This window comes from Cellulomonas massiliensis JC225, assembly GCF_000312005.1.
Lineage (GTDB): Bacteria > Actinomycetota > Actinomycetes > Actinomycetales > Cellulomonadaceae > Cellulomonas > Cellulomonas massiliensis.
This window is the reverse complement of record NZ_HE978588.1, coordinates 160,222-171,456: the sequence shown is the minus strand read 5'-3', so window position 1 is coordinate 171,456 and position 11,235 is coordinate 160,222. Positions and strand designations below refer to the sequence as shown.

Below are 11,235 nucleotides of genomic sequence, written 5' to 3'. Positions count from 1 at the left end.
GGCCGGGGCGCGCGGGCCGGCTGGCGAGCGCGCTCGACGCGTGGCGCGAGCCGCGCACGCTGCTCATCGGTGTCGTCCTGCTCGCCGCCGCGCTCTCGGAGGGCTCCGCCAACGACTGGCTGTCGCTCGCCGTGGTCGACGGGTTCGCCAGCACGGAGGCGGTCGGCGGCGTGGTGCTGGCGGTGTTCGTCGCCGCGATGACCCTCGTGCGCCTGCTCGGCACGCGCCTGCTCGACCGCTACGGGCGGGTCGCGGTGCTGCGGGCGTCCGGCGTCGTCTCGCTCGTCGGCCTGCTCCTGTTCGGCTTCGCGCCGTCGATCGTCCTGGCCGGCGCGGGCGTCGCCGCATGGGGCTTCGGTGCGGCGCTGGCCGTGCCGATCGCGATCGCGGCGGCCTCGGACGACCCGCTGCGCGCGGCCGGCCGCGTCGCGGTGATCTCGTCGTTCTCGTCCGTCGCGTCGATCGCCGCGCCCCCGCTGCTCGGCTTCGCCGCGGAGGCGGTCGGCGCGCGCCACGCGCTCGTCCTGCTCGCCGTCGCGCTCGTCCTGAGCATCGCGCTCGCGCACGTCGTCCGGCCGGACCACGCGGACGACCCCGCCTCTCCCGCACCCGTCGACCCCGCGCCCGACGCCGCCGCCCCCGCGCGGTCCGCGTCGGACGCTCCTGCCATGATCGACCTCGACGACGTGGTCCCGGCCGGTGCCCGGTGACCTGCCGCTCCCTGGAGGACCTGTGACCAGCCCCTCGACCCTGCCCGCGCGTCTCGTGAGCCGCGCGTCCGTGGCCGTCTTCGTGGTGTTCGTGCTCAACGGCTTCAACTTCGCGACGTGGGCGTCCCGCCTGCCCGCCATCCGCGACGGCCTGGGCTTCTCCCCGGCGCAGATGGGCGCGCTGCTGCTCGTCGGCTCGGTGGGCTCGCTGCTCGCGCTGCCGGTGTCCGGGCTGGTCGTCGAGCGTCTCGGTGCGCGCCGCACCGTCGCGGTCTTCGCGACGATCAACGCGACGGGTCTGAGCATCGCCGCCGCCGGCGTCGCGCTCGGGCAGGTGCTGGTCGTCGCGGTCGGCATGGCGGTGTTCGGCGTCGGGACGGGCGTGTGGGACGCGGCCATGAACCTCGAGGGCGCAGCCGTCGAGCAGCACCTCGGGCGCACGGTCATGCCGCGGTACCACGCGGGGTTCTCGCTGGGAACGGTCGCCGCTGCCGGGCTGGCCGCCCTCGCTGCCGGCCTGCACGTCCCGGTGGTCGTGCACATCCCCGTGGTCGTCGTCGTGACGACGGTCGTGGTGTGGATCGTGGTGCGCCGCTTCCTGCCGTCGAGCGTCGAGCACGAGCTGCCCGCCGACGGGCGGACGGACACGGGCGACCCGGCCGCAGCCGCCCCGCGCGGCGCTCGTGGCGCCCTGCAGGCCTGGCTGGAGCCGCGCACGCTGCTGATCGGGCTCGTCGTCCTGGCCGCCGCCCTCACCGAGGGCGCCGCCAACGACTGGGTGTCGCTGGCGGTCGTGGACGGGTTCGACACGAGCCACGCCCTCGGCGCCGCCGCGTTCGGGGTCTTCGTCGCCGCGATGACGACGATGCGCTGGTTCGGCACGCAGCTGCTCGACCGCTACGGCCGGGTCGCGGTGCTGCGGCTGTGCGCCGGCCTGGCGCTCGTCGGCCTGCTGCTGTTCGGCCTCGTCGACGTCCTGTGGCTCGCGCTGGTCGGCATCGTCATCTGGGGCGCGGGCGCCGCGCTCGGGTTCCCGGTCGGGATGAGCGCCGCCGCCGACGAGCCGGCCCGCGCGGCCGCGCGCGTCAGCGTCGTCTCGACGATCGGCTACTCGGCGTTCCTCGCCGGCCCCCCGCTGCTCGGCCTGCTCGCCGCGCACGTCGGGTACCGCAACGCGCTGCTCGTCATCGTCGTGCCGGTCGTCCTCGGGCTCGTCGTGGTGAACGCCGCCGCGCCGCCCGCGCGCGGCGAGACCGTCGACGGGCCCGTCGACGCGGACGCCGCCGACGAGGAGGCCGCGCGCCGCGCCTGAGCCGCCGGTCTAGCCTGGTGCGGTGACCGAGGTGACCGCAGCCCCCGCCCTGGCCGACCTCACGACGCTCCGCGTCGGGGGGCCCGCCGCGCGCTACGTCGAGACGACGTCGGAGGCCGAGCTCATCGACGCCGTGCGGTCCGCGGACGAGTCCGGCGAGCCGCTGCTCGTCGTCGGGGGTGGCTCCAACCTCCTCGTCGCCGACGCGGGGTTCGACGGCGTGGTCGTCCGTGACGTGCGCACCGGCATCACGGTGCCGGACCACAGCGCGTGCGCCGGCGTGACGTACGAGGTCCCGGCCGGCACGCCGTGGGACGACGTCGTCGTCGAGGCGACGAGCCACCGGCTCTACGGGATCGAGGCGCTGTCCGGCATCCCCGGCTCGACCGGCGCCACGCCCGTCCAGAACGTCGGCGCGTACGGCCAGGAGGTGTCGCAGACGATCGCGACCGTGCGCGTGTGGGACCGCGAGCGAGCCCGGGTGCGCACCCTGCCCCTCGTCGACCTGCGGTTCGGCTACCGCACGTCGCTCCTCAAGCGCTCGATGCGCACGCCCGTCGCCGGCGACCCGGACGACCCGCGGGCGCCGTGGGGCCCGACGCCCCGCTACGTCGTGCTCGACGTGACCTTCCAGCTGCGCCAGGGGACGCTGTCGGCGCCCATCGCGTACGGCGAGCTGGCCCGGACGCTCGGCGTCGAGATCGGCGACCGGGCGCCGCTGCTCGACGTGCGTGCCGCCGTGCTCGAGCTGCGCGGCCGCAAGGGCATGGTCCTCGACGCGTCCGACCCGGACACGTGGAGCGCCGGCTCGTTCTTCACCAACCCGATCCTCGCGCCCGAGCGCGTGCCCGAGGGCGCCCCGGTGTTCCCCGCGGCGGACGGCCAGGTCAAGACCAGCGCCGCGTGGCTCATCGAGCACGCCGGGTTCTCCAAGGGCTTCGGCGCCCCGGGACCCGCGGCGCTCTCGACGAAGCACACGCTCGCGCTCACGAACCGCGGCGACGCCAGCGCCGAGGACCTCGTCGCTCTCGCGCGCGAGGTCCGTGACGGCGTGCGCGAGCGCTTCGCGATCGACCTGGAGCCGGAGCCGGTCCTGGTCGGCCTGAGCCTGTAGGCGGCGCTCAGCGGGCGTGGGGCTCCTCGCCGACGTCGCCGACGGCGGCGGTGAGGTGCGCGCGGCCGTCCGCCAGGTCGTACTCCAGGCCGATGACGGCGCACCGGCCGGCGGCGATGGCCTCGGCCAGGGTGACCGAGTACGACTGCAGCATGTCGACGGTGTGCTTGACGTGCTCGTGGCCGAGCGTCGCGGCGTCGACGGCCGACAGGGGACGGTCGGGGCCGACCAGGCTGACGATGCTCGGGATGACGCGGTCGACGACGGCCCGCACGAACCCGTTCGGGAGCTGGCCGTCGGTGAGCGCGGCGGTCGCCGCCGCGACGGCGCCGCACGAGTCGTGGCCGAGCACGACGACCAGGGGCGCGCCGAGCACCTCGACGCCGTACTCGATCGAGCCGATGACGGTCGTGTCGAGCACGTGGCCGGCGGTCCGCACGACGAACAGGTCACCCAGCCCGCGGTCGAAGATGATCTCCGCCGCCACGCGGCTGTCGGAGCACCCGAAGATCACCGCGAACGGGTGCTGCTCGGAGGAGACCTCGGCGCGGCGGTCGATCGACTGCGACGGGTGCTGCATCTCGCCGCTCACGAACCGGGCGTTGCCGTCGCGCAGCGCCGCCCAGGCCTGCGCGGGAGTGGTGGGGGTCGTCGTCGTCACGGCGCCATCGTGGCAGGAGCGGGGCCCTCGCGCAGGGGCGTCCGCGACGCGGGCCCGGCCCCCCGTGAAGTTGCAGGTGCGCTTTCGGCCCGACGGCGATAGGACTGTCTCGACGGATCCACCGGTCGAGGAGGACCAGTGCGACGACGAGCGCTCACGGCAGCGATCGGTCTCGCCCTGCTCGCGCCCCTGGCGGCGTGCTCGGGGGAGTCCGGTCCACCCACGTTGACCTGGTACATCAACCCGGACGACGGGGGCCAGGCGGAGATCGCCCAGCGGTGCACGGAGGCCGCCGACGGCGCGTACCGGATCGCGACCGAGGTCCTGCCCCGCGACGCGGCGAGCCAGCGTGAGCAGCTGGCCCGCCGGCTCGCGGCGAAGGACTCCTCGATCGACATCATGAGCCTGGATCCCCCGTTCATCCCGGAGCTCGCCGAGCCCGGCTTCCTGGCGCCGGTGCCGGACGACGTCGCGCAGGCCGTGAGCGCGGACGTCGTGCAGGGCGCCCTGGACGCGTCGACCTGGAAGGACAAGCTGGTCGCCGTCCCGTTCTGGGCCAACACCCAGCTGCTCTGGTACCGCAAGTCGGTGGCTGAGGCGGCGGGGCTCGACCCGAGCGAGGGCGTCACGTGGCAGCAGATCATCGACGCGGCCAAGGACCAGGACAAGCTGCTCGGCGTCCAGGGCGCCAAGGCGGAGTCGCTCACGGTGTGGGTCAACGCCCTGGTCGAGTCGGCGGGTGGGCACATCGTCGAGAACCCCGAGGCGTCCGCGGACGAGGTGAAGCTGGGGCTCGACAGCGAGGCGGGGAAGAAGGCGGCGGACATCATCGGCCAGATCGGCCGCGACGGCACCGGCGGCGCCGGGCTGCCGACCGCCGACGAGAACGCGTCGATGGTGACCTTCCAGGGGGACCGCGGCTCGTTCATGGTCAACTGGCCGTTCGTCTGGTCCGCCACGAACGCGGGCGTCGAGGCGGGGACGCTGCCGAAGGATCTCGTCGACGACATCGGCTGGGCGATCTACCCGAGCGTGGAGGAGGGCGAGGACGCCCGGCCGCCCTACGGGGGGATCAGCCTCGGCGTCGGCGCGTTCAGCAACTACGTCGACCAGGCGTACGAGGCGGCGCAGTGCATCGTCGGCGTCGACAACCAGGCGTTCTACATGGCGACGAACGGCAACCCGGCGTCGAACACCAAGGCCTACGACGACCCCCAGGTCAAGGAGGCCTTCCCGATGGCGGACGTGATCCGCCAGTCGCTCGAGCAGGCGGCCCCCCGCCCGCAGACGCCGTACTACAACGAGGTCTCCACCGGTCTGCAGGAGACGTGGCACCCGCCGGCCTCGGTCAACCCCGACACGACCCCGAAGGAGTCGTCGGAGTTCATCACGGCCGTGCTGCGAGGGGAGGCGCTGCTGTGAGCACCCACGTCGAGACCCGAGCGCCCGCGGGGCAGCGGACCGGCAGGCCCGGCCGGCCCGTGCGCAGCGACCGCGCCAGGGCGGAGGCCCGGCTGGGCTGGCTGCTGGCCGGACCGGCGTTCGTCGTCATGCTGGCCGTCACGCTGTACCCGATCCTCCAGGCGCTGTACGACTCGCTGTTCCAGTACCGCCTCACGGCGCCGGACGACCAGAAGTTCGTCGGCCTCGGGAACTACCAGACCGTCCTCACGGACCAGGTCTTCTGGAGCGCGCTGCTCGTGACGCTCCTCATCACGGTCGTCACCGTGGTCATCGAGCTGATCCTCGGCTTCGCGCTCGCGCTCGTGATGCACCGCGCCATCACGTCGCTGCGCGGGGTCCTGCGCACCGCGATCCTCGTCCCCTACGGGATCATCACCGTCGTCTCCGCGTTCGCGTGGTTCTACATGTTCGACATCCAGTCGGGGTTCGTGAACCACTGGTTCGACTGGGTGCCGGGCATCAGCCCGGACCTCAACTGGTTCGCCCAGCAGGGCACGAGCCTGTTCGTCATCTGCGCCTCGGAGATCTGGAAGACGACGCCGTTCATCTCGCTGCTGCTGCTGGCGGGCCTCGCGCAGGTGCCGACCGAGCTGGAGGAGGCCGCGGAGGTCGACGGCGCGACGTGGTGGCAGCGGTTCGCCCGCGTCATCGTCCCGAACATGAAGGCCGCGATCATGGTGGCGGTGCTCTTCCGGGCGCTGGACGCGTTCCGGATCTTCGACAACGTCTTCATCATGACGAACGGCGCCAACGGCACGACGGTGCTGTCCCTGCTCGCCTACCGCACGTCGATCGGACGCCTCGAGATCGGGCTCGGCTCCGCGATCTCCGTGCTGCTGTTCCTGTGCGTGATCCTCATCTGCTTCATCGCGATCAAGCTCTTCAAGGTCGACCTGGCCAGCGCGAGAGGGGAGGGCCGATGATGACCACCCGCCAGAGGGTCGTCTGGGGCGTGATCCTCGTGCTCGTCATGGTGTGGGCGCTGTTCCCCGTCGTGTCGATCTTCGCCACGTCGTTCAAGCTCCCCAGCGAGCTCAACATCGGCACGTTCTGGCCCAAGACGTGGACGACGACGAACTACGAGCAGATCCTCGGCCCGGACGGCTCCGCCCGGGACCTGTTCCTGCCGGCGCTGCGCAACTCGATCGGCATCTCGCTCATCTCGACGGCGATCGCGGTCGTCCTCGCCACCATCGCCGCCTACGCGATCGCGCGGCTCGACTTCCCCGGCAAGCGGCTCGTGCTCACCACCGCGCTCGGGGTCTCGATCTTCCCGGTGATCTCGATCGTCACGCCGCTGTTCAACGTGTGGCGCAACATCGGCCTGTACGACACGTGGCTCGGCCTCATCATCCCGTACCTGTCGCTCACGCTGCCGATCTCCATCTGGACCCTGGCGGCGTTCTTCCGCCAGATCCCGTGGGAGCTGGAGCAGGCCGCGCAGGTCGACGGCGCGACGAGCTGGCAGGCGTTCCGCAAGGCGATCGTCCCGCTCGCGGCGCCGGGCGTGTTCACCACCGCGCTCATCGCGTTCTTCATCGCGTGGAACGACTTCGTCTACGGCATCTCGCTGACGTCGACGAGCGCCGCCCGCCCGGTGCCCGCGGCCCTCGCCTTCTTCACCGGCGCCTCGCAGTTCGAGGAGCCGACCGGTGCGATCTCCGCCGCCGCGGTCGTCGTGACCATCCCCGTCGTCATCCTCGTCCTGCTGTTCCAGCGGCAGATCGTCTCCGGCCTGACGCAAGGCGCCGTCAAGGGCTGACCCATCCCGAAGGAGTTCCGATGGCCAGCATCACCCTCAAGGACATCGTCAAGAAGTACGGCGACGGCTACCCGGCCGTGAAGGGCGTCAGCCTCGACATCAAGGACGGCGAGTTCGTCATCCTCGTCGGGCCGTCCGGGTGCGGGAAGTCCACGCTGCTGCGGATGATCGTCGGCCTGGAGGACATCACGTCGGGCGACCTGTACATCGGCGAGACGCGCATGAACGACCGTGCGCCGCGCGACCGCAAGCTCGCGATGGTGTTCCAGAACTACGCGCTGTACCCGCACCTCACGGTCTTCGAGAACATCGCCTTCCCGCTGCGCCTCAGCAAGGGGCAGTTCTCCGAGGACGAGATCACGCGCAAGGTCGAGAGCGCCGCCAGCACGCTGGAGCTCCAGGACCACCTGCAGCGCAAGCCCGCGAACCTCTCCGGCGGGCAGCGCCAGCGCGTCGCGATGGGGCGCGCGATCGTCCGGGACGCCGACGCGTTCCTCTTCGACGAGCCGCTGTCCAACCTCGACGCGAAGCTGCGCGGCCAGATGCGCACCGAGATCGCGCGCATGCAGCGCCGCATGGGCACCACGACCGTCTACGTCACGCACGACCAGACCGAGGCCATGACCCTCGGCGACCGGGTCGCGGTGCTGCGCAAGGGCGAGCTGCAGCAGGTGGCCTCGCCGCGTGGGCTCTACGAGCAGCCGGTCAACCTGTTCGTCGCCGGCTTCATCGGCTCGCCCCCCATGAACTTCGCGCCGGGCGAGCTCGACGGCGACGTGCTGCACCTGCCGTTCGCCGACATGCCGGCGCCCGCCGGCGTGGCACGCGCGGGCGGCGGGCGTCGCGTGCTGGTCGTGGGCATCCGCCCCGAGCACTTCGAGGACGCCTCGCTGCTCGAGGAGGGCAAGAAGGGCACGGGCGTGACGTTCGAGGCGAACGTCGACGTCACCGAGTGGCTCGGCTCCGACCTGTTCGCGTACGTGCCGTTCGACACCAACCCGGACGTCGCCAAGACGCTGGAGGAGCTCGACCGGGACCTGGACGGCGAGGGACTGCGCACGCAGCTCGTCGTCGCGCTGGACTCCGAGAGCCGGGTCCGGGACGGCGACACCGCGACGATCTGGTTCGACCCCGCCAGGGCGATGGTCTTCGACCCGGAGACGGGCGAGAACCTCACGTTCGACGCCGACGCGGCCAAGGAGATCGACGCGCAGAACGAGGTCGACCGCAAGGCCTCGCTCGAGCGCGCGCACGCGCGGGAGGCGGCCGCAGCGGCCTCCTGACGCGGGCACCCCCAGCCGTGCGGCCGGGTCCGCGACCGGCCGCGCGGTGGGGTGCGCCTAGAGCTCGGCGGCCGTCGGCGGGTTGGCGCCCGCTCGGGAGACCGTGATCGCCGCGATCCGCACGCAGCGCGCGAGCACCGCCTCGACGACCTCGGCGCTCACGTCGGCGAGCGCCTCGCGCCGGTCGGCGCCGAGCAGGCCCGCGGTCCACAGGCCGTCGACCAGGCCGCCCATGAAGGAGTCCCCGGCGCCGACCGTGTCGGCGACGGTGACGGCCGGCGCCGGCACCTGCAGCCGCGCGCCGGCCCCGGTCACCGCGAAGGCGCCCTCGCCCCCGTGCGTGACCACGACGAGCGCCGGACCGCTGCGCGCCCACGTCTCGGCGATCTCGGCCGGCGCGACGCCGGGGTGCAGCCACGCGAGGTCCTCGTCGGAGACCTTGACCACGTCGGCGGCGCGCACGAACGCCTCGACCTGCGGGCGCGCGTGCTCGGGGCTGCCCATGAGAGCGGGCCGCAGGTTCGGGTCGTACGTGACGGTCGACGTCGCGCGCCGCTGCTCGACGAGCCGCAGCACCTTGGCGCCGCCCGGCTCCAGCACGGTCGCGATGGAGCCGGTGTGGACGACCAGCGGCGGCCGGCCGTCCTCGTCCCACGCGTCCGGCAGGTCCCACGTGAGGTCGAACTCGTAGGTCGCCACGCCGGCGGCGTCGAGGTGCGCGGTCGCGAGCGGCGTCGTCGCGGGCGTCCGGTCGCCGCGCAGGACGCGCACGCCCGACGCCTCCAGGTGCGCCCGCACGAGGTCGCCAGCGCCGTCCGGGGCGAGCCAGGTCAGCAGGTCCACGCGGCGCCCCAGGCGGCCGAGCCCGAGCGCCACGTTCGCCGGGCTGCCCCCGGGGTGCTCCGCGCGCGTGCCGTCCGGGCGGGCGACGACGTCGACGAGGGCCTCGCCCACGACGAGCGCACGGCCGTCGGGCTGGTCGGCGGGCGGGGTGTCGCTGAGGGACATGCAGCGCTCCTGGGCGGGAGGGCCGCCGTGGTCCGGCGGCCTGGCGGGCGGGTGGGGTGGTCTCGCTGTGAGCGACGAGGGGTCTCAGTCGTCCTCGGCGTCCGGCGGCTCCGGCTCCGACGAGGACGCGGGGCGCTCGCCGCGCACGGCCGCGAGCCGTTCCCGCGCGCCGTCGAGCCACTCCTGGCAGCGCGCGGCGAGCGCCTCGCCGCGCTCCCAGAGGGCGAGGGACTCCTCGAGCGAGGCGGAGCCGGCCTCGAGCCGGCCGACGACGGCGACGAGCTCGTCGCGCGCCTGCTCGTAGGAGAGCGTCGCCACGTCGGGCGCGCCGGAGGGGGTCGGGTCGGTCACCGTCGTCCTGTCTGCCGTCGTGCGTCGTCCGGGGAGCGTCGTGCGGGAGCGCGCCCCGAGGTCCGTGCCCCCAGTGAACCAGCCCGAGGCGTCCCGGCGCCGGGGTCGTCCGTCCCGACGACACGCGCCGCGAAGGCGCCGTGCGCGACCCGGACCCGCAGCGCGTCACCGTCGGCCACCTCGTCCGGGTCGCGGACCGCACGCCCGTCCGGTCGCTGCACGACCGCGTAGCCGCGCTCGAGGGTCCCGGCGGGCGACAGCGCCCGGACCTGCGCGGCGAGCCCCTCGACGCGCGCGGAGGCGTGCTCCAGCGCGGCGCCGAACGTCCGGCGGGCCGAGTCCCGCAGCGCGTGGACCCGCTGCTCGTGCGCGTCGACGAGCGTGCCGGGAGCGGTGAGCACCGGTCGGCTGCGCCAGTGGTCGACCGCGGCCTGCTCGCGGGCGAGCCGGGCGACGAGGGCGGCCCGCGCGCGCTGGCGCGCCTGCACCAGCCGAGCCCGCTCCTCCGTCACGTCGGGGACGACGCGCTTGCCCGCGTCCGTCGGCGTCGAGGCGCGCAGGTCGGCGACGAGGTCGAGCAGCGGCGTGTCCTGCTCGTGCCCGATCGCGCTGACGACCGGGGTCCGGCAGGCGGCGACCGCGCGCACGAGCGCCTCGTTCGAGAACGGCAGGAGGTCCTCGAAGGAGCCACCGCCGCGCGCGACGACGATGACCTCGACCTGCGGCATCGCGTCGAGCTCGCGGACCGCCGCCGACACCTCGCCGACCGCGCGCGGGCCCTGCACCGTCACGCGGCGGACCTCGAACCGCACGCCCGCCCAGCGGGCGCGCGCGTTCGTCACGACGTCGTGCTCCGCGTCGCCCTGCTGGGCGCAGACCAGCCCGACCACCGCCGGCAGGAACGGCAGGGTCCGCTTGCGGGACGCGGCGAACAGGCCCTCGGCGGCGAGCACCCCCTTGAGGTGCTCGATCCGTGCCAGCAGCTCGCCGATGCCGACGAGGCGCACCTCGTCCGCCGCGAAGCTCAGCTCGCCGCGCTTCGCGTGGAACTGCGGACGCGCGTGCACGACCACGTGGGCGCCGTCGCCGACCTTGCTGCCCAGCCGCCGCATCGCGTGCGCGGACGTCGTCACGGACAGCGACATGTCCAGGTCGGTGTCGCGCAGCGTGAGGAAGGCGAGCGAGTTCCAGAACTTGAGGTTGAGCACCTGCCCCTCGACCCACACCGGCGGCATGCGCTGGATGTACGCCTCGATCTTCGGCGCGAGGTGCCGCACGGGCCACGGGCGCTCCGGCGTGGTCTCTCCCGCGCGCTCCGGCAGGGGGAGCCGGCCCGCGGTCGTCGCCTCGGGTCCCTCGTCGGTGCTCACGCCCCCACCCTGCCGCATCGCGCCGACGCGCCGCTGCGTGGGCCGGACGGTGGCGGGGTCGTGAAGGGCGTGTGGGGTTGCGCACGCCGGGCCGTCCCCGACCCGGGCGCGGCGACCGCCCGGCCTAGACTGGCGACGTGAGCGATCCGTCCCTGACGAGCCCGTCCGCGCCCGCGCGCGCCGCCGACCCGGCCGCGCCC

At 73.8% G+C, this 11,235-nt stretch carries 11 protein-coding genes; 7 read left to right on the top strand and 4 right to left on the bottom strand.

Going from position 1 to position 11,235, the window contains the following annotated elements; genetic code table 11:
• From HGCM_RS16270 to HGCM_RS00810, 3 genes are all read left to right on the top strand, one after another.
• Positions 1-710, top strand: a 710-nt coding sequence (locus HGCM_RS16270; RefSeq protein WP_019135002.1) for an MFS transporter, incomplete at its 5' end; no start/stop codon positions are given.
• 22 nt (positions 711-732) lie between these two features.
• The gene (locus HGCM_RS00815; RefSeq protein WP_019135001.1) at positions 733-2,022 is read left to right on the top strand and encodes an MFS transporter; all 1,290 of its coding nucleotides are present in this window, start codon (positions 733-735) and stop codon (positions 2,020-2,022) included.
• A 22-nt stretch (positions 2,023-2,044) separates the two neighbouring features.
• The gene (locus HGCM_RS00810; RefSeq protein WP_019135000.1) at positions 2,045-3,136 is read left to right on the top strand and encodes a UDP-N-acetylmuramate dehydrogenase; all 1,092 of its coding nucleotides are present in this window, start codon (positions 2,045-2,047) and stop codon (positions 3,134-3,136) included.
• A 7-nt stretch (positions 3,137-3,143) separates the two neighbouring features.
• Here the strand turns inward: HGCM_RS00810 and HGCM_RS00805 are convergent, their stop codons facing one another.
• Positions 3,144-3,797 (bottom strand): carbonic anhydrase, encoded by a 654-nt coding sequence (locus HGCM_RS00805; protein ID WP_019134999.1) that lies wholly within the window; start codon positions 3,795-3,797, stop codon positions 3,144-3,146.
• A 138-nt stretch (positions 3,798-3,935) separates the two neighbouring features.
• Between HGCM_RS00805 and HGCM_RS00800 the strand changes: the two genes are divergently transcribed.
• From HGCM_RS00800 to HGCM_RS00785, 4 genes are read left to right on the top strand one after another with little or no spacing between them, the layout of a single operon-like run.
• Positions 3,936-5,219, top strand: coding sequence for an extracellular solute-binding protein (locus HGCM_RS00800; RefSeq protein WP_019134998.1), 1,284 nt, complete (start codon positions 3,936-3,938; stop codon positions 5,217-5,219).
• Positions 5,216-6,184, top strand: a complete 969-nt coding sequence (locus HGCM_RS00795) for a carbohydrate ABC transporter permease (RefSeq protein WP_019134997.1) — start codon at positions 5,216-5,218, stop codon at positions 6,182-6,184. Before HGCM_RS00800 ends, HGCM_RS00795 begins: the two co-directional genes overlap by 4 nt.
• Complete coding sequence (locus tag HGCM_RS00790) at positions 6,184-7,023, top strand: carbohydrate ABC transporter permease (protein ID WP_019134996.1); 840 nt, start codon at positions 6,184-6,186, stop codon at positions 7,021-7,023. The genes HGCM_RS00795 and HGCM_RS00790 overlap by 1 nt, the downstream gene beginning before the upstream one ends.
• Before the next feature lie 20 nt (positions 7,024-7,043).
• A complete protein-coding gene (locus tag HGCM_RS00785; protein WP_019134995.1) occupies positions 7,044-8,306 on the top strand; it encodes an ABC transporter ATP-binding protein in 1,263 nt (420 codons plus the stop codon).
• Between the two features lie 57 nt (positions 8,307-8,363).
• On the opposite strand, the gene HGCM_RS00780 is transcribed toward HGCM_RS00785, so the two are convergent.
• The 3 genes from HGCM_RS00780 to xseA form a co-directional block, all read right to left on the bottom strand.
• On the bottom strand, positions 8,364-9,314 hold the full coding sequence (locus HGCM_RS00780) for a carbohydrate kinase family protein (protein ID WP_019134994.1): 951 nt from the start codon (positions 9,312-9,314) through the stop codon (positions 8,364-8,366).
• 84 nt (positions 9,315-9,398) lie between these two features.
• A complete protein-coding gene (locus HGCM_RS00775; RefSeq protein WP_019134993.1) occupies positions 9,399-9,665 on the bottom strand; it encodes an exodeoxyribonuclease VII small subunit in 267 nt (88 codons plus the stop codon).
• On the bottom strand, positions 9,662-11,035 hold the full coding sequence (gene xseA, locus HGCM_RS00770) for an exodeoxyribonuclease VII large subunit (RefSeq protein ID WP_019134992.1): 1,374 nt from the start codon (positions 11,033-11,035) through the stop codon (positions 9,662-9,664). Before xseA ends, HGCM_RS00775 begins: the two co-directional genes overlap by 4 nt.
• Positions 11,036-11,235 lie beyond the last annotated feature (200 nt).